Below are 18,064 nucleotides of genomic sequence, written 5' to 3'. Positions count from 1 at the left end.
TTGCGCGTCTGTGCGTGCTCGTCTTTTTCCGTGTTCATTCAAGCAGCGGCACGGACACGGGCAGCCGCGCCAGCGTCTCGCGCAGCCGTGCCCGCAGGGCCGCGGGCGCGTCCGGCAGGGCCTGTACCGCGACCTGCGGCTGCGCGTCGGTCAGCACGCGCAGGCAGGGGCTGTCCTCGGGCAGGCCGCTTTCGCGCAGCGACTGCGCCACCAGCGCCTGGACCGATACGGCGACGGCCAGGCGGCGCAGGTCGGGTTTGTAGATCTTGCCCACATTGGTCATGGGCATCTGTTCCAGCACGATGACGCGGCGCGGCCGCGCCGGGCCTTCGTCGACCGTGGCGGCGGCATGGGCCAGCAGTTCGGCCTCGGTGATCCGGGCCTCCTCGGCCAGCGTGACGAAGGCGACCGGCAGCTCGCCGGCATAGGCGTCCGGCGCACCGACGGCAGCGCACAGGCGCACGGCCGGATGCGAGGCCAGCGCGTCCTCGATGGTCTTGGGATCGATGTTGTGGCCGCCCCGGATGATCAGGTCCTTGGCCCGGCCTTGCAGATGCAACCGGCCTTGTTCGTCCAGCCGGCCGATGTCGCCGCTGATGAGCCAGCCATCCTCGGTGAAGGCTTGTGCGGTGTCCGCCGGATCGACGAAGCCGGGGATCACGTTGGGCGCCTTGAACAGCACCATGCCGGCCTCGCCGGGCGGCAGGTCGCGCGCCGGCCTGCCGGGGGCGGCGTCCAGCGTGGCGATGCGCACCTGTACATAGGGCAGCGGAAAGCCCACGCAGTTGACCGGAAAAGCCGAGCCAGGTGGGCTGATGGACGAGATGCCGGCCATTTCGGTCATGCCCAGGCTTTCGTTGACGTGCAGGCCGAATTGCCGCTCGAAGCGCGCGGCCAGTTCGGCCGGCAGCGGCGCGGCGCCAGTGCGGCAGTAGCGCAGCGAGGAAATGTCCGCGCCGTCCAGCGGCACCTCGGCCAGCGCCGCCAGGATGGTCGGCACGCCCTGCAGCGAGGTGGCGCGATGGCGCTCGACCAGGCGCCAGTAATTGCGCAGCACCTCGCGGTTGCGCAGCAGCTGCGTCGTGGGGATGATGGTGGCGACGCCGGCCGACAGCGCGGCCAGCGAGGCGGGCAGGGCGCCGGCCACGTGGAACAGCGGATAGCCGTTGATGACCACATCGCCGGGGCCGGCGTTTTGCAGCTGCACCGCGGCCCAGGCGGTGAAGACCTGGTTGGCGTGCGTGTGGATGGCCAGCTTGGGCGCGCCTGTGGTGCCGCCCGTATGGAAATAGGCGGCCACGTCGCTGCCCTGGATGCGACGGCCGCTGGCCAGCCGGTCGGCCGGCATGGCGGCGCGCGCGGCGTTGAAGTCCAGCGCGCCTTCCGGCAGCGCCGGCCGCGCCGACGCGGGCTCGTCCATAGGCGCGACGCGCAGCAGGCTGCGCAGGCTGGGCACGCGCTCGCGCAGGCGCAGCGCCTTGGTCCAGGATTCGCAGTCGGCCTCGGCGCCGTAGGCGATCAGCGCGCGCGCGCCGGTGGCGTTCAGCAGCGCCGCCAGCTTGTCCTCGGATAGCAGCGGATTCAGCGGCTGCACCGCGCAGGCCGCCTCGCCGCCCCATAGCGCCAGGTGGTATTCCAGGCAGCCGGGCAGCAGGATGCCGACGGCGTCGCGCGGGCCCAGCCCCAGGCTGTGCAGCAGGTTGGCCGTCTGGTGGATGCCGGCCAGCAGTTCGCGATAGCTCCAACTCACCGTATCGCCGTCCGGGTCGGCGGTCTTCAGGAAGGTCAGGGCCGTCCGGTCGCCAAAGGCGGCGGCCGAGTTGCGGAAGATCTCGTAGGTGCTTTGCACCGTCAGCGTCTCGGCCAGGGGCCGGGCCGCCAGCCGTCGCACGTCGTCGATGCCGCGCACCGGGAAGGGCGCGGCGAAGGGCGGCGCCAGCGGCGGCTCCTGCGTTTGCGTGACGGGCGGGGCGGTGCCGGCGGTCATGATGCGCTCCGGTCGCGTTGGCGGCCCAGCGCGATGTAGCGCCGCAGATGGTGGTCCTCGTCGCCCAGCTGGTGGTCGATCATGACCAGCCGCTTGGCGTAGTGGGCCAGCGGCAGTTCCCAGGTCATGCCGATGCCGCCGTGCAGCTGGATGCTTTCCTCGGCCACCAGCGTGCCGATCCGGCCGATGGTGTACTTGGCCGCCGACAGCGCCTGTTCGCGCGCCAGCCGGTCGGGCAGGTCGAGCGCGGTGGCGGCGTTGATCACCGCCGAACGCGCCTGCTCGATCTCCAGCAACAGATCGGCCATGCGGTGCTGCAGCGCCTGGAAGCTGCCGATGGGCGCGCCGAACTGGCGGCGCGTGCGCAGATATTCCAGCGTGGCGTCGCGGGCGCAGTCCATCGCGCCCAGGGCCTCGGCGCACAGCGCCAGCAGGCCGCGTCCGGTAGCGTGTTCCAGCAGCGCGTGGCCGGCGCCGGCCTGGCCCAGCAGCGCCGCTTGCGGCACGCGCACCTGGTCCAGCGTCAGCTCGGCCGCGCGGCCGCCGTCGACCAGCGCGTAGCCACGGGCGCTCAGGCCCGGCGCGCTGGCCTCGACCAGGAACAGGCTGATGCCGTCTTCCTCGTCTCCGGCGCCGGACGTGCGCGCCGACACCAGGTACAGGTCGGCGTGCCCGCCGGCGTTGACCACGGCCTTGGTCCCGCGCAGCCGCCAGCCCGCGCCGTCGCGCTCGGCGTGGGTCGAGACGCGCGACAGTTCGTAGCCGGCATCCGGCTCGGCGCAGGCCAGCGCCGCGACCTGCTCGCCGGCGATCAGGCCGTCCAGCGATTCGCGCTGCGCCGGCGTGCCGGCCTGGGCGATGGCGCTGCCCACCATGAGCGCGTCCAGGAAGGGCTCGACCACCAGGCCGCGCCCCAGCGCCTCGAACACCACGGCGATGTCGAAACCGGCGCCGCCCAAGCCGCCGTCGCGCTCGGCGAACAGCGCGCCGATGGCGCCCAGCTCGGCATAGCGGCGCCAGAATTCCGGGCTATGGCCGCGCTCGGCGCCGGCGTTGCGGTGGCGCGTGGCGATGTCGTACTGCTCGGCGACAAAGCGCCGCAGCATGTCGGACAGCATGCGGCGGTCTTCGGTGTGCTCAAAATTCATGGCCGGCCCTCACAGTCCCAGGATCATCTTGGCGATGATGTTTTTCTGGATTTCATTGGAGCCGCCGAAGATCGACAGCTTGCGGTTGTTGAAGTATTGCGCCGAGGCGGTGTCGGCGCCGTCCGGCCCGATGGGCGTGTCGGCGCCATGCAGCGTCCCGCCGTCGCCGACCCGGGCATAAGGACCCATGGCGCGGCGGTTCAGCGCGGTGATTTCCTGGCGGATCAGGGTGCCGCGTATCTTCAGCATCGAGCTTTCCGCGCCCGGCGCGCCGCCGCCCGCGACGGCGGCCACCACGCGCAGGTTGGTGGTGCGCATGTTGGCCAGTTCGATCTCCACCCGCGCCAGGCGCGCGGCGAAGTCGGGGTCGTCGGCCAGCGGGCGGCCGTTGCGGCGCTGGCGCGCGGCCACGGCCTTCAAGCGGGCCAGCGCCGCCGTCGACTGCCCGACGCCGGCGATGTTGGTGCGTTCATAGGTCAGCAGGTACTTGGCGCAGGTCCAGCCCCGGTTTTCCTCGCCCACCAGGTTCGCGGCCGGCACCCGCACGTTCGAGAAGAACACCTCGTTGACCTCGTGCTCGCCGTCCAGCGTGATGATGGGGCGTACTTCCACGCCCGGGCTGCGCATGTCGATCAGCAGGAAGCTGATGCCTTCCTGGCGCCGGCCCTCGTGCGAGGTGCGCACCAGGCAGAAGATCATGTTGGCGTAGTGGCCCAGCGTGGTCCAGGTCTTCTGGCCGTTGACGATGTAATCGTCGCCATCGCGCACCGCCGTGGTCTGGACGGCGGCCAGGTCGGACCCCGCGCCCGGCTCGGAATAGCCCTGGCACCACCAGTCCGTGCCGTCCAGGATGCGCGGCAGCCAATGGCGCTTCTGTGCCTCGCTGCCGTACTTGATCAGCACCGGTCCCAGCATGCTCAGGCCAAAGGGCACGATGCGCGGCGCACCGGCCAGCGCGCACTCGTTATCGAAGATGAACTTCTGCGTGCTGCTCCAGCCGGTGCCGCCGTACTCCACCGGCCAATGGCTGGCCAGCCAGCCGCGCCGGTTCAGCACGGCGTGCCAGCCAGCCATGTCCTCGCGCGTCAGCGGCCTGCCGCGCAACACCTTGTCGGACAGCGCGGCCGGCAGTTGCGCGGCCAGGAAGGCCCGCACCTCGTCGCGGAACGCGGTTTCTTCGGCAGTGAATTCCAGATCCATATCAGTCATCCGTGGCGCTGTGCGCCAATATCGTCGCAAGAAAATCGGTGCCCTCGACCGGGGCCGCACGGAGCCGGCTTTGCCGGTCCGTAGCGGCGCCCCTTGAGGGGAGCGCGTAGCGCTCGGGGTGGGCTCTACATTTCGAACAATCCGGCGGCGCCCATGCCGCCGCCCACGCACATCGTGACCACCGCGTACCGCGCGCCCCGGCGGCGACCTTCCAGCAGCACATGGCCGGCCAGCCGCGCGCCGGTGACGCCGAAGGGATGTCCCAGCGCGATGGCGCCGCCGTTCACGTTCAGTCGTTCCATTGGAATGCCCAGGCGCTGCTGGCAGTACAGCACTTGCGAGGCGAAGGCTTCGTTCAGCTCCCACAGGTCGATGTCGTCCACCTTCAAGCCATGCCGCGCCAGCAGTTTTGGCACGGCATGGACGGGGCCGATGCCCATCTCGTCGGGCTCGCAGCCGGCGATGGCCAGGCCCCGGAAGACGCCCAGCGGCGCGATGCCGGCGCGGCGGGCCTCGGCCGCTTCCATCAGCACGCAGGCGGCCGCGCCGTCGGACAGCTGCGAGGCATTGCCGGCCGTGACGAACTGGCCGTCCCCGCGAACCGGCTTGAGCGCGGCTAGCGCCTCGTAGGTCGTGCCGGGGCGGTTGCAGGTGTCGCGGTCCACGGTGACTTCGCGCTCGCTGGCGGCTCCGGTGGCGCGGTCGGTCACGGCCATGACCGTGGTGACCGGAATGATCTCTTCCCGATAGCGGCCGGCGGCCTGGGCCGCCTCGGTGCGCTGCTGGCTTTGCGCCGCGTAGCGGTCCTGCGCCTCGCGGCTGATGCCGTAGCGGGCGGCGACGATGTCGGCGGTCTCGATCATGGGCAGGTACAGCTCGGGCTTGTGCGCCAGCAGCCACGGATCCAGACCGCTGACGCCGTCGTCGCGGGTGCGGATCTGCGAAACGCATTCGACGCCGCCGGCGATCATGGCCGGCGCGCCGTCCATCACGATGCGCGCGGCCGCCGAAGCGATGGCCTGCAGGCCCGAGGCGCAGTAGCGGTTGATGGTGGCGCCGCCCACGGACTCGGGCAGCCCGGCGCGGATCACGGCCTGGCGGCCGATGTTGCGGCCGGTGGCGCCCTCGGGATAGCCGCAGCCGATCAGCGCGTCCTCGATCAGGGCCGGGTCCAGGCCGGCGCGTTCCACCGCGGCGCGCACGGCGTGCGCCGCCAGGGTGGGACCGGCGATCAGGTTGAATTCGCCGCGCTGCGCCTTGGTGATGGGCGTGCGTGCGGTGGAGACGATGACGGCTTCTCTCATGTCGCGTACTCGCAGGAAGGGGAAGGGGCGGGCGGCGCCGCGTTCAACGGTTCAGGCTGGCGAAACCGCGCCCGGATGCCGCCAGCTCGGCCAGCAGCGGCGAGGGCTTCCAGAACGCCGGATCCTCTGCCGCATAGGCGCGCACATCGGCCAGCACGCGCTCCAGGCCCACGCTGTCGGCGTAGTGCATGGGGCCGCCGCGCAGCCGGGGAAAGCCGTAGCCGTACAGGAACACCACGTCGATATCCGAGGGGCGCAGCGCGATGCCCTCGCGCAGCACGTTGGCGGCCTCGTTGATCATGGCGGCCAGGTAGCGACGCTGGATCTCGTCCTGGCAGAATGCCCGGGGCGATCCACCGGCGCGGCGGCGTTCCTCGTCGATCAGGGCCAGCACTTCGGGATCGGGCTCGCCCTGGCGCGCGCCGTCCGGGTACAGGTAGAAGCCGCGTCCGCTCTTCTGGCCGAACCAGCCGCGCTCGCAAAGCAGGTCGGGAATGCGCACGTAGCGCAGCGCCGGGTCGCGCGTGGCGGCGCGGCGCTTGCGCGTGGCCCAGCCGATGTCGCCGCCAGCCAGGTCGGCCATCTGGTACGGGCCCATGGGATAGCCGAAGGCGCGCACGGCCGCGTCGATCTCGTAGGGCGAGGCGCCGTCCTGCATCATCAGGTCGGCCGCCTGCCGGTGCACGGCCAGGATGCGGTTGCCGATGAAGCCGTCGCAGACGCCGGCCCGCACGGGCGTCTTGCCCAGTCGCCGCGCCAGTTCGAAACCGGTGGCCACGGTGTCGGGCGCGGTCGACTGGCCCGCCACCACCTCCAGCAGCTTCATGATGTTGGCCGGCGAGAAGAAATGCAGGCCCAGTACGTCGGCCGGCCCGCGCGTGGCGCGCGCGATGCGGTTGATGTCCAGATAGGACGTATTGGTCGCCAGCACCGCGCCCGGCCGCGCCACGCGGTCCAACTCGGCGAACACCGCCAGCTTGACGTCCATGTCCTCGAACACGGCCTCGATGATCAGGTCGGCCTCGTCCAGCGCGTCATACGTGATGGCGCCTTGCCAGCGGGCCATGCGGGCCGCGCGTTCTTCCTCGCTCATGCGGCCCTTGCCGACCAGCCGCGCGTAGACCTGATCGACCCGCGCGCGGCCGCGCGCCAGCGCCGCCTCGTCCTGCTCGACCATCACCACCGGCAGCCCCGCGTCCAGCAGCGCCACGGCGATGCCCGCGCCCATGGTGCCGCCGCCCACCACGCCGACGCGCTCCAGCCGGCGCGGCCTGGCCTGCTCCAGCTCGGGAATGCGCCAGGTCAGCCGCTCGGCATGGAAGGCGTGCTCGATGGCGGCGCGCGTCACCGGGTCCGGGCCGGCCTCGCGCAGGGCCGCGTCCAGCGCGGCGCTGACCTGGGCGTCCACGGAAGGTGATCGGGGACCCCCGGCGGCGGGTCCGTCCGCGTGGCGCGTGCCGGCGCTGGCTTGGGCTGTCATGGCTTGCGTCTCCTTGGCCATCTCCGTGGCCGGTTTCTTCATCGCCGGGCCGCCATCGCAGGCGACAGGCCCCTGGGGGCGCGGCGTAAGGGCTGGATTCATGGACCGTTTGAAACGATCCAGGCCCTGCGCCTAATTCTTAATCAGCAAAGAAGTCTTGACAATGCCATCAATAATTGACACAGCGATCAATAAAATTTGACAATGCAGCGGAACGCAATCGAACGACGATAGGCCGACATGGACACCAAATCCCTGACCCTGCTGGTGGAGATCCTGGACGCGGGCAATCTGAGCGAGGCCGCGCGCCGGCTCAAGATGACCCGCGCCAATGTCAGCTACCACCTGAGCCAGCTGGAGCGGTCGGTCGGCATGCAGCTGGTGCGGCGCAGCACGCGCCGCGTGGAAGCCACCGAGATCGGGCTGAAGCTCTACCAGCACGGCCGCAGCATCCAGGACGAGCTGGTCGCCGCGCGCGAGTCGGTGCAGAGCCTGGGCAAGACGCCGCAGGGCAAGGTCCGGCTCAGCGTGCCCAGCGGCTACGGCCAGTTCGTCATGACGCCCTGGCTGCTGGAGTTCAAGCGCGACTATCCCGACATCGTGCTGGACGTGCTGTTCGAGAACAGCGTGGACGATCTGCTGCGCGACGAGGTCGACATCGCGGTGCGCATCATGTCGGAACCGCCGCAGAACCTGGTGGCGCGTGAACTGGGACAGGTCCGCTACGTGGCCTGCGCCTCGCGCGCCTATGCCGAGGCCAAGGGGCTGCCCGCGATGCCCGAGGACCTGGCGCGCCGCCCCGTCATCAGCGCCGCCGTCATCGGCCGGCCGCTGCGGCTGTCGGCCTATTACGGCGGCCAGCCACGGCAGCATGTGGTGCTGGAGCCCACCGTGCTCTCGCGCAATTACGCCTTCCTGCGCGACGCCATGCGCGCCGGTCTGGGCGTGGGCATCGTGCCCGACTACGTGGTGCACGAGGACGTGGCGCGTGGCGAGCTGCTGCAGGCGCTGCCGGACTGGCGGCTGAGCATCTTCGGTCGCGCCATGTATATGCTGTACATGCCTAACCGCCACCATCCGCGCGCCATCGCGATGATGATCGAGTACATCCTGCGGCGCGCCCAGGCCGCGCATGAGGGGCAACCCGGCCTGCTGGGCGTTGCGGGCTGAACCGAGAATTCGTTGCCATTTAAACAATTGGTGACGCCCCACTGGAAAAACTGCGCCACAATGCGCCACCGTATTCCCGCCCGCCAGGTACCACGATGAAGAAGACCCTTGCGCTGCTGATGTGCGCCGCCTTGCCCGCCCTTGCCGCCGCGGCCCAGCCCGATGTCGAAGCGTTGAAGCTGAACCCGCAGAACAAGCTGTACTGCAATGAGCAGGCCGATTGGTGCGTCGGGATCAAGCTGGACGGCGGATTCGAGGACAACGGTCCCTTTGCGTCCAGCCGTAGCCTGCGCGCCGATTACCGCATCTGGGACTTGCCGGATATTCCGAACTTTTCCAACTTCACCGTCTGGCCGCACCTGATACGCCTGAGCGAGGAGCGCGCCCTGGTTGGCGTGATCGGCCCCGCCGCGCCGGACTACAAGCAGGAAATCCAGTTTTCGGGCGGCAGTTTCTCGCGCAAGGACCTGTACCTGTTCATGGTCGATCTGGACCAGAAGGTCTCGGGCCTGGTGCACGTGATGCCCCTTAGCGCCAAGGCGTCGATACGATCCTGCTTCAACGAATCGGATCAGCAGCGACGCGAGGCTAATTGCATGGATCAGTATCGCTACGACGCCGTGCTCAAGGCGGTGGCGGGCGGGCAGTCGTATCCGGACCTGCAGGTCACCACTCAGGCCACGCGTGCACCGGCGGGGGCCAGCCGCTATGCGGATTCGAGCAAGCTGCCGGCGCCGACGGCGGCGCAGTCGCAGCCGCAGGCCGACAAACAGTGCAGCTACACCGTCACCTACAAATGGAAAGAGGACGGTTCGGTGTATCGGCCCGCCACGCCCGTGCCGGATTGCGCCGAATTCCTGGAAGCCCAGCCGCCGAAGAAGGGCTAGGGCGTTTCGACGTTCTTGACGGCCCGGCGCGGGCGCGTGGCATCGTGCCGGCCCAGTGTGCTGTCCCGCAGATACGCCCGCACGAAATCCACCCCTAGCCGCCATGGCGTCGTTGCAAATCCTCGTGATACCTACGCTTATCACTGCGGTTTGCGCCTAGCCCTGACGTCTATGGATGAATTTCGTCATGCGGACGTATCTACGGGACAGCACACTACCGCAGCATCGGCAGGCTGCCCGTCAGTCCATTGATCCAGCGCCGCGCGCCGGCCAGTCCGATGCCCACCATGGGCAGGCGGCGATGCGCGGATTCCCGGTGGCGCTCCCAATAGGCGTGGCAGTCGTGGATGCCTTGCGCATAGGCGGGAAACAGCGCCAGCCCGCCGCCGACGGGCGGCTCCATGGGCAGGCGGTCGCACAGCGCGGCCATCTGCGCGTCATTGGCGCTGAGGATGATGATGGGCAGGTGCGAGATAGCGAATGATTGCAGTCCGTCCACATCCCGCAGCGGCCGAGCGGCCCAGCCGGGCAGGCCCGCGCCCAGGCCGGCGGCGATGCAGGCGGCGGCGTTGGCCGCCTGGCCCAGGGCCAGGCCGGCCGACACCACGATGACGACTTTTTCCGGCGGGACGGGCGCGGACGTGGCGGGCGATTCGATGGGGCCGCCGGCGGCGGTCGGGTCGTGCATGGCGCGGTTCCTGGCAAAGCCGCCATGCTCGCGCGGGCGTCGCGCCGGGTCTTGAACGGGCGTGAAGACGGCGACGTTCAGCGCGGGCAGACGCGGATGCGATGACCGTCGGGATCCAGGGCGACGAAGGTCAATCCGAAGACTTCGGCGACAGGTGGTTGCTCGATGGGCACGCCCAGCGTCTGCCAGTGCGCGTGCAGGCCCCGCACCGCGTCGTCATCGGCGACGGTGAAGGCGACTTCGCTGCGATGGCCGGAGACGGGCGGCGGCGGGCTGACGCGGTGCGAGGCCCACAGGCCGAGCGTGTGACCGCCTTCCAGCGCGAAGGCGGCATAGCTGGGAAAGGCGTCCAGGGGCTCGCGGTCGAGCAGGCGTTGGTAGAAGGCCACGCTGGCCAGGGGGTCGGCCACGTACAGCAGGAACAGGTTGAGGCGCGCGGGGATGGGAGAGGGCAAGATGGGCTCCGTGGTGGTTGCATGAGCCCTCATGCTAGGAGTTGCCACTGCCAGTTTATGTCAGCAGTCGACTTGCTTCCGATACCCCGGAAGCGCCCCAGCCCAGGCGGGGTGGGGGCATCCAGGATAGTCATCCACAAACTGGCGGTATCCGCTGCTGTGGGCACGTGGCGAGCCACTGGGCGGGGAGGCTGTTGAGTCTACTTGATGCCGGCCAGCTTGATCGTGATGATCGAAACGGTGCCCGGCGGGATGCCCGATGCGGCATGGGCCTGCGTCACGGGGGTCAGGATCTTCGCCGAGCCGCCAAGCCCCAGCTGCTTGACGATGCTCTGGAACAGCGGCGGCAGGTCCTTGACGTGGCTGCTGCGAGTTTCCCGGACCAGTTCTTCGCCCGTGGAGAGCTGTTCTTCGATGTCGAACAGGATTTCGTTCTTGTCCGACACGCTCGGCGACTTGCCTTTGTCGAGAATCCTGTAGATCACGCCGTCCGGCATCTTGACCGCGCCTTTTTCCTTCGCGGCCGCCGCCAGCAGGACCTTGCTCTCTTTTTCATTCTTGGACAGCATGGCGGTTTCCAGCTGCTGTTGCGCGCCGTCGAGTTCGGCCGAGAGTTTGGCCTGGGGCAGCTGCAGGCGATTGTTGATCTTGTCGGTGAAGCCCTGCGAGAACGCCTGCAGGTCCAGCTTCTTGCCGATGGACGCGAACTTCTGGGTTTCCTGCGGCGCGCTTTCCGCGTACCAGGCGCCGACGGCATAGCTGACGCGCACGTCCTTGGGCGCCGCGTCGTTGATGACGACGCGCCCGGCGCCGCCTGTCTTGTCCGCCTTGGCCTGTTGCGCGGATTGCGCGGCCTGCTGGTCCCTCAGTTGCTGATCCCTGAGCTGCTGGTTGGCGGCCTGCAGGTCCGCCGTCTGTTGTTTCAGGCTGGCGATCTCGGTTCGCGCCGTGCCCAGGGCGGCGCTGAGCGCGCTGTCTTGGGAGGCGTTGCCTGCCGTTGCCGTCCTGGCGCTGGCGAGTTCGGCCGCTAGGGCGTCTCTTTGCGCTTGCGCGTCTTCAAGCCGCTGGCCCAGTTCGCGGATGCGGGCCTGATTCTGTTCCTGCTCGGCGGCCAGGGCGCTGGATTCCGGCGAGCGGCTCCCTTGGGCCTGCCGCTGCGCCAGCTGCTCGGTGAGCAGCGCGTTGCCCTGTTCCGTCGCGGCCAGCTTCTGTTCCAGTTCCTGGAGCTGTTCGTTCGCCTGTCGCAATTGGCCGACGAGTTCCGCGTTGGCGCTGGGCGCCTGGGCCGGGCTGGCTGCGCGCGGCGCGCCGGGCTGTGAGGGAACGGGATAGGCCTGGGGGCGGGCCTGTCCGTCGCCGATGATGCGCTCCTGGGCCAGCCGGTCCAGCAGGCTGGTTTCGATGGCAAACGCCGCCTTGCCGGAGAACAGCAGCGTGCCGCAAAGCGTCGCGTAGGCGTACTTTCTCATAGCTTGTTCAGGCTTTGGGCGCGGGTCCTCATATTGGAATAGACCGCGCTGTTGATTCGAACGCAAACCAGGGAGAGCATTTTCTTCACTTCCGTCAGCATGATTTCGGAGGCGTTTTCGTCGATGAGCGTTTCGTTGGATTTGTAGATCCGGAAGTTCTCGTCGATGGCATTCATCTGCTCACGGTATTTTTCGTAGGTCGCCGGATCCAGGTTCTTCAGCGCGGAAAACTCTTGATAGCATTTTTCTTCCTGGTTGCGTGCCTCGGGTTCCTCTGAGACGCGCGCGGGGCTGATGGTGTTGCAGCCCGTCAGGATGAACGCCGCGAGCAGGGCGGCTGCGCCGGATAGGTGGAATCTCATTAAACGTCCTCGGGAATTTCTGATTGCTTTGCTGAGTTTCTGCGGGGAGGCGAGCAGCGGATCTTGGTCTTGGGTCTGGCCACGAGCAGGGTTGATGCATGGGGTCGAAAAACAGGCGCGTGAAAATAAACGACCTCCCGGAGGGAGGCGTGCGCGCATTGCTTTTTCTGCCACGGAATTAGACTATGGCCATCGGAATGGCGGCATAAGACAAATCTGAATTTGAAACTGGTACCCGGCGACTGCCCCGCATTTACAAGGGGAAACCCGGGTCGCGAGCAATCGATGCATTGCATCGTTTCAAAGTGCCAGCCGCGAGCGCTGCCGCACCGCGCCAGCAATGCGCCATGCGCGACGAGTGGCGAGTGGCGAGCGATGCGGGCGCGGAAGCGATTGCGGCGGCCAGTGGCCGCCGAGGTTCAGGCGCGCGAGCCGCGCGCCGGCGAGGGATTGAAGCCCAGTTTCTCGGAGATCTCGCGGGCGGCCCGCAGCAGGCTGTCGAGATAGGCGTCGCGGTTGTTCAGGCCGTCCTCGCGCGGCGTCACCAGGCAGAGCGTGGCGATGCAGGCGCCGTCGGCCTGGCGGACGGGCGCGGCGAAGCAGTGGGTGAAGTTTTCGACCACGCTGTTGAAGGCGAAGTAGCCATCGCTGGCGGCGCGCCGGACCTGGGCGATGAAATCGGCGGCCGCGAGCCGGCCGCCATCGGGCATGACGAAGTCCTCAGGCGGGATCAGCGCGCTGATCTGCGGGTCCGACAGGTGCCCCAGCAGCAGCCGGCCCGACGCGGTCCAGGGGATGGGAACCAGCTCGCCCACGCTGGACGAGATGCGGAACGGCCGCAGGCCCTCGCGCATCATGGCGACCGTGTACTTGTTGCCTTCGAGCAGGCACATTTGCGCAGTTTCGCGGGTTTCCTCGGCCAGCCGGACCAGCATGCGGTCGCATTCGCGCATGAGGTCGAACTGTTCGGCGTAGGCCGTGCCCAGGAAATACAGGCGGCGGCCCAGGAATACGCGCCCGTCGCCGCCCTGGTATTCGAGCATGCCGTGCTCGAGCAGCAGGTTGACCAGCTCATAGACGGACGAACGCGGCGCGCCGATGGCCGCGGCGATCTCGTTGGGGCGCAGGGGCTGGCGCCGCACGCGCAGGAATTCCAGGATCTCGAACGCGCGGTCCAGCCCCCGGGTGCGTTTCGCCACGGTGTCGCCGGGGGCGTCGGCCATGTTCATCTCCAGTACCTCGTTCCGGTGGGATCCGCCGGTGGCGGATCCGTCCGCAAGTCGCGGACGGCCATCATAGGCGATCGGACCCTAGCTGAAGCTCGACGACTTGAGGAACTCCGCCAGCCGCTCGGTCCGGGGGCGCGCGAACATCTCTCTGGGGTCGCCTTCTTCGCAGATGACGCCCTGGTTCATGAAGATGACGCGGGACGATACTTCGTAGGCGAAGCGCATTTCGTGCGTGACCAGCAGCATGGTCATGCCGTCGGCCGCCAGCGCCTTGATGACCTGCAGCACCTCGCCCACCAGTTCGGGGTCCAGCGCCGAGGTCACTTCGTCGAACAGCATCAGCCTGGGCGCCATGGCGATGGCGCGGGCGATGGCCACGCGCTGCTGCTGGCCGCCGGAGAGCTGGCCGGGGTAGTGGTTGGCGCGCGCCGCCAGGCCCACGCGTTCCAGCCATTGTCCGGCGATGGCGCGGGCCTGGGCCTTGTCCAGCTTCTTGACCTTGATGAGGCCCAGCATGACGTTCTCGGCCGCGCTCATGTGGGGGAACAGATTGAACTGCTGGAAGGCCATGCCGGTCAGCGCGCGCTGGCGGGCGATGTCCTTCTCGCTCTTGCGCCGGCGCTGGCCGCCTTCGACGTGGTAGCCGATTTCCTCGCCGTCCAGCCGGATGGTGCCGCCCTCGAATTCCTCCAGCATGTTGATGCATCGGAGCAGGGTCGTCTTGCCCGAGCCGGACGAGCCGATGATGGAGATGACTTCGCCTTCGCGCACGGCGCAGTCCACGCCCTTGAGCACTTCGTTCTGGCCGTAGGCCTTGCGCAGGCCCGCGATGTCCAGGATGGTGTTGGCCATGGTGGTGATCTCCTCAGGACGGCAGCGCGGTCTTGCGCTCGACGTATTTGCCCAGGCGCTCGATGCCGAAGTTCACGATGAAGTACAGGCCTCCGGCCAGGAAATAGAACTGGAGGCTCATGAAGTTGCGCGAGATGATTTCCTGCGTGCGCAGCAGCAGCTCGGCGACGCCGATGACGGACAGCAAGGTGGACGCCTTGACCATCTCGGCCGCCGTGTTGACCCAGGCCGGCAGGCATTGGCGCAGCGCCTGCGGCCACAGCACCGACGAGAAGGTCTGGGCGAAGCTCAGGCCGATGGCCTTGGCGGCTTCGGTCTGACCCCGGGGAATGGCCTGCAGCGCGCCGCGCACGATCTCGCCGACGTGCGACGAGCAGAACACCGCCAGCGCCAGCACGCCGGCCGCGAAGGGCCCCAGGTCCAGGCCGATGGCCGCCGACACGTAGTAGCTGGCCAGCACCAGGACCAGCACCGGCGTGCCGCGCACGATGTCGATGTAGGTCCGCAGCGCCAGGCGCGCGGCCCGGCCGCCATAGGTCAGCGCCAGGCCGGCCAGCACGCCCAGGACGGAGCCCGCGGCGATGGCCAGCAGCGAGATCGACACCGAGACCGCCAGGCCGTTCAGGATGACCTGGCGGGCGGCCCACAGTTGTTCAAGAAAGGTCTGCGACATGGGATTCACCTGGGCAGCGCCAGGCGGCGCTCGATCAGGCGCAGCGCGGCGGCGATGAGGAAGCAGCAGGCGACATAGAGCGCGGACGTGACGATCCAGGTCTCGATGACGCGGAAGCTCTCGACGTTGATCTTGCGCGCGGCGAAGGTCAGTTCGGGCACGGCGATGACGGCCGCCAGCGAGGTGTCCTTGAACAGCGAGATGATCGTGGACGACAGCGAGGGCAGCACGTTGCGCAGCATCAGTGGCGCGATGATGGTCGCGCGGATCTGCGTGGGCGTCAGGCCGATCGCCAGTCCTGCCTCGGTCAGGCCGCGCGGGATCGACAGCAGCCCGGCGCGGAACACCTCGGCCAGGTAGGCGCCGGAATAGAGCGACAGCACCAGCATGAAGCTCTTGATCTTGTCGATCCGGACCCCCAGCTGGGGCAGCGCGAAATAGGCGAACAGCACCAGCACCAGGATGGGCAGGTTGCGCAGCAGCGTGACGTACAGCCGCGCCGGCGCGGACAGCGCCAGGCGCCTGGACGTCAGCGCGAAGGCCAGGGCCAGGCCGATCGCCGCGCCGATCAGGATGGAAACCGCGGCCAGGCCCAGGCTCAGCGCCAGGCCGCTCATCAGGTACTCGAAGTTGCGCCAGACGGCGCCGAAATTCAGCGTGTAGTCCATGCGTCGTTCCCGCAAGCTGGGTGGCGGCGGGGACGGCCCCGCCGCGGGCGAGGATCAGCGGTATTCGACCGGGAAGCCGATCTGCGGCGGCGGCAGGTCCTTGCCGAACCAGGTCTTGAACGACTTGGCGTAGGCGTCGAATTCGACGCCGGTCATGGCTTCGTGCAGGGCCGTGTTGACGAAGTTGAGCCAGTCCTGATCGCCGCGCTTGACGGCGCAGGCGTAGGTCTGCGGGTTCCAGCCGTAGCCGGCGTCCTTGAAGCGGCCGGGATTCTGCGTCATGTACCAGGCCAGCGAGGACTGGTCGGTGGCCACCGCGTCGGCGCGGCCCGAGGCCAGCGCCTGATAGATCAGGTCCACGGACTCGTACTGGTCGACATTGGCCTTGGGCAGCGCGGCGCGCACCATCGGCTCGGCATAGACGTTCTGCAGCACCGAGACCGTCACGGACGAGCCGGCTTCCTTCAGCGCGGCGTAGTCGGCGTACTTGCCGTCGGCCTTGAGCATCAGGCCCACGCCTTCGCGGTAGTAGGGGATGGTGAAGGCGACCTGCTGGGCGCGTTCGCCCGTCACGGTCATGAACTGGCAGGTGATGTCGACCTTGTTGGTGGTGATGTTGGGAATGCGGGCGTCGGATGATTGGTTGACGTAGGTGATCTTGTCGGGATTGCCGAACAGCGCCTTGGCGATGATGCGGCCCATGTCCACGTCGAAGCCCTGCAGCTTGTCGTCGGCGCTCTTGAAATGCCAGGGCGCGTTGGTGCTGCCGGTGCCCAGGACGAGATGGCCGCGGGCCAGCACGTCTTCGAGCTTGCCGGCCTGGGCGGGTGCGGCGGACAGGAGGGCGGCGGCGGCCAGCGACAGCAGGCCTGCGCGTACGGAAGTGGTCATGGCATTCCCCTTCAGATGGAAGCGTTGTTGGCGATTGTTATGTCCGATATATTGGACATATGTCTTTTTTATTGGATTGATTGATTAGGCGTCACGGGTCATGCCTTGTCAATCAAGGGTTTCCACGGCCTGGCGCCAGCGCGCAAGGCTCTCAGGCGAGGCGGGAACGACGGGCCGCCGGCGGGCGGCGCGCGCTTGGTATGCTGCAAAGCTGATTCGTCCCTCGAGCGCCATGACCGCATGACCGACACGCCTCGCCACGACACGCCCGCCGTTCCTCATTCCTCCCTGGCCTCGGACGCGCGGCGCGCGCAGCTGCGGCGCATGAAGATCGCCGCGCTGCTCCTGCTGGCCGCCATGTTGGGCGGTTTCGTGGCCAGCCACGCGATGGGCGGGCAGGGTGTCTGGGCCTGGGTGCGGGCGTTCTGCGAGGCGGCCACGGTGGGCGCGCTGGCGGACTGGTTCGCGGTGGTGGCGCTGTTTCGCCGGCCGCTGGGGCTGCCGATTCCGCACACGGCCATCATCCCCAGCAACAAGGACCGCATCGGCGACAACCTGGCCGTGTTCGTGCGCGACCATTTCCTGGACCCGGACACGCTGCTGGAAAAACTGCGCGTGTTCGATCCGGCCGCGCGTTTGGCCCGCTGGCTGGAGCGGCCACGGCAGGCGCGCGTCCTGAGCGAGGGCGCGCGCCGCGTGGCGCTGCAGACGCTGGATCTGCTGGACGACCGCGCGGTGCGCGGCGTGATCCAGGAGTTCGTGGTGTCCAACCTGCGGCGCTGGGACGCGTCCGCCACGGCCGGCGAGGTGCTGAGCCTGCTGACCCGCGACGGACGCCATCAGGAGCTGCTGGACGCCGCGCTGGAGCGGCTGGGCGGCTACCTGGGCACGGAAGAGGTGCGCGAGCGCGCCTCGAATCTGCTGGTGAAGTTCGCGCGCAAGGAATGGCCGCGCATCATCGCGGCCGTGGACGTGATCGCCTCGGTGGACGGCATCGCCGACAACCTGGCCGACCGGCTGGCGCGCGCGCTGGTGCAGGAGCTGCGCGAAGTGCTGTCGCAGCCGGATCATCCGGTGCGCCAGGACTACGAGGGCTGGCTGCAGGACTATATCGGACGGCTGCGCAGCGATCCGGCGCTGGCGGCGCAGGCCGAGGCGCTCAAGCAGCGCGCCATCGATCACCCGAAGGTGCAGGAGTACGTGCGCGGACTATGGGACGACATCCACGCGGCGCTGCGGCGCGATCTGTCCACGCCGGACTCGGCGCTGGCCGCGCATCTGGAAAGCGCCTTGTTGGCGATGGGCCGCAGGCTCGCGGAGGATGCGGCGCTGCGCGAGGCGCTGAACCGCCACGTGCTGGGCGCGGCGCGCCGGCTCACCGGCAGGCTGCGCGCCGGCGTCACCGGGCATATCGCGCGCACCGTCAAGAACTGGGACGAGCGCCATCTGGTCGACGAGCTGGAGCTGAGCGTGGGCCGCGATCTGCAGTACATCCGCTTCAACGGCACGCTGGTGGGCGGGCTGATCGGGGTGGGCCTGCACGCGCTGGTGCTGCTGGCGGGCGGCTGAGCGCTGGCCGCGTTGCCGCCAGG

General features: G+C 68.6%; 16 protein-coding genes and 1 pseudogene. 3 read left to right on the top strand and 14 right to left on the bottom strand.

Features of this window, described 5'->3' with window-relative positions:
- Positions 1 to 34 precede the first annotated feature (34 nt).
- The 5 genes and pseudogenes from C2U31_RS22155 to C2U31_RS22135 all read right to left on the bottom strand — a co-directional run.
- On the bottom strand, positions 35 to 1,987 hold the full coding sequence (locus C2U31_RS22155) for an acyl-CoA synthetase (protein WP_103274753.1): 1,953 nt from the start codon (positions 1,985 to 1,987) through the stop codon (positions 35 to 37).
- The gene (locus C2U31_RS22150; RefSeq protein ID WP_103274752.1) at positions 1,984 to 3,135 is read right to left on the bottom strand and encodes an acyl-CoA dehydrogenase family protein; all 1,152 of its coding nucleotides are present in this window, start codon (positions 3,133 to 3,135) and stop codon (positions 1,984 to 1,986) included. The genes C2U31_RS22155 and C2U31_RS22150 overlap by 4 nt, the downstream gene beginning before the upstream one ends.
- Before the next feature lie 9 nt (positions 3,136 to 3,144).
- On the bottom strand, positions 3,145 to 4,335 hold the full coding sequence (locus C2U31_RS22145; protein ID WP_103274751.1) for an acyl-CoA dehydrogenase family protein: 1,191 nt from the start codon (positions 4,333 to 4,335) through the stop codon (positions 3,145 to 3,147).
- A gap of 134 nt (positions 4,336 to 4,469) precedes the next feature.
- The gene (locus C2U31_RS22140) at positions 4,470 to 5,648 is read right to left on the bottom strand and encodes an acetyl-CoA C-acyltransferase (RefSeq protein WP_103274750.1); all 1,179 of its coding nucleotides are present in this window, start codon (positions 5,646 to 5,648) and stop codon (positions 4,470 to 4,472) included.
- A 43-nt stretch (positions 5,649 to 5,691) separates the two neighbouring features.
- Positions 5,692 to 6,990 (bottom strand): annotated as a pseudogene (locus C2U31_RS22135) (3-hydroxyacyl-CoA dehydrogenase NAD-binding domain-containing protein); the annotation flags it as partial.
- A gap of 378 nt (positions 6,991 to 7,368) precedes the next feature.
- On the opposite strand from C2U31_RS22135, the gene C2U31_RS22130 reads away from it, so the two are divergent.
- Together C2U31_RS22130 and C2U31_RS22125 are read left to right on the top strand one after the other, a co-directional pair.
- A complete protein-coding gene (locus tag C2U31_RS22130; RefSeq protein ID WP_103274749.1) occupies positions 7,369 to 8,298 on the top strand; it encodes a LysR family transcriptional regulator in 930 nt (309 codons plus the stop codon).
- 95 nt (positions 8,299 to 8,393) lie between these two features.
- Entirely contained in the window at positions 8,394 to 9,185 is a 792-nt protein-coding gene (locus C2U31_RS22125) for a hypothetical protein (protein WP_103274748.1), read from the top strand.
- 214 nt (positions 9,186 to 9,399) lie between these two features.
- On the opposite strand, the gene C2U31_RS22120 is transcribed toward C2U31_RS22125, so the two are convergent.
- From C2U31_RS22120 to C2U31_RS22080, 9 genes are all read right to left on the bottom strand, one after another.
- Entirely contained in the window at positions 9,400 to 9,873 is a 474-nt protein-coding gene (locus tag C2U31_RS22120) for a DUF2000 family protein (protein ID WP_103274747.1), read from the bottom strand.
- A 77-nt stretch (positions 9,874 to 9,950) separates the two neighbouring features.
- The gene (locus C2U31_RS22115; RefSeq protein WP_233772461.1) at positions 9,951 to 10,328 is read right to left on the bottom strand and encodes a VOC family protein; all 378 of its coding nucleotides are present in this window, start codon (positions 10,326 to 10,328) and stop codon (positions 9,951 to 9,953) included.
- A gap of 200 nt (positions 10,329 to 10,528) precedes the next feature.
- Positions 10,529 to 11,797 carry an FKBP-type peptidyl-prolyl cis-trans isomerase N-terminal domain-containing protein gene (locus C2U31_RS22110; protein WP_103274745.1) on the bottom strand — a complete coding sequence of 423 codons (1,269 nt, stop codon included), beginning with the start codon at positions 11,795 to 11,797 and terminating at the stop codon, positions 10,529 to 10,531.
- Entirely contained in the window at positions 11,794 to 12,318 is a 525-nt protein-coding gene (locus tag C2U31_RS22105) for a hypothetical protein (RefSeq protein ID WP_158658436.1), read from the bottom strand. Before C2U31_RS22105 ends, C2U31_RS22110 begins: the two co-directional genes overlap by 4 nt.
- A 260-nt stretch (positions 12,319 to 12,578) precedes the next feature.
- Complete coding sequence (locus C2U31_RS22100; RefSeq protein WP_103276515.1) at positions 12,579 to 13,382, bottom strand: IclR family transcriptional regulator; 804 nt, start codon at positions 13,380 to 13,382, stop codon at positions 12,579 to 12,581.
- Between the two features lie 87 nt (positions 13,383 to 13,469).
- Positions 13,470 to 14,240 carry an amino acid ABC transporter ATP-binding protein gene (locus C2U31_RS22095; protein ID WP_103274743.1) on the bottom strand — a complete coding sequence of 257 codons (771 nt, stop codon included), beginning with the start codon at positions 14,238 to 14,240 and terminating at the stop codon, positions 13,470 to 13,472.
- Positions 14,241 to 14,253: 13 nt separating this feature from the next.
- Positions 14,254 to 14,913 (bottom strand): amino acid ABC transporter permease, encoded by a 660-nt coding sequence (locus tag C2U31_RS22090; RefSeq protein ID WP_103276514.1) that lies wholly within the window; start codon positions 14,911 to 14,913, stop codon positions 14,254 to 14,256.
- A 5-nt stretch (positions 14,914 to 14,918) separates the two neighbouring features.
- The gene (locus C2U31_RS22085; protein WP_103274742.1) at positions 14,919 to 15,581 is read right to left on the bottom strand and encodes an amino acid ABC transporter permease; all 663 of its coding nucleotides are present in this window, start codon (positions 15,579 to 15,581) and stop codon (positions 14,919 to 14,921) included.
- A gap of 54 nt (positions 15,582 to 15,635) precedes the next feature.
- Entirely contained in the window at positions 15,636 to 16,472 is an 837-nt protein-coding gene (locus tag C2U31_RS22080; RefSeq protein ID WP_103274741.1) for a transporter substrate-binding domain-containing protein, read from the bottom strand.
- Positions 16,473 to 16,712: 240 nt separating this feature from the next.
- On the opposite strand from C2U31_RS22080, the gene C2U31_RS22075 reads away from it, so the two are divergent.
- Positions 16,713 to 18,041: a DUF445 domain-containing protein gene (locus tag C2U31_RS22075; protein ID WP_103274740.1), complete on the top strand. Its 1,329-nt coding sequence runs from the start codon at positions 16,713 to 16,715 to the stop codon at positions 18,039 to 18,041.
- The last annotated feature ends 23 nt before the right edge of the window (positions 18,042 to 18,064 follow it).

Origin of the sequence: Achromobacter sp. AONIH1, assembly GCF_002902905.1 — a bacterium.
Taxonomy (GTDB): domain Bacteria; phylum Pseudomonadota; class Gammaproteobacteria; order Burkholderiales; family Burkholderiaceae_B; genus Achromobacter.
This window is presented reverse-complemented; position numbering and strand designations above follow the sequence as displayed.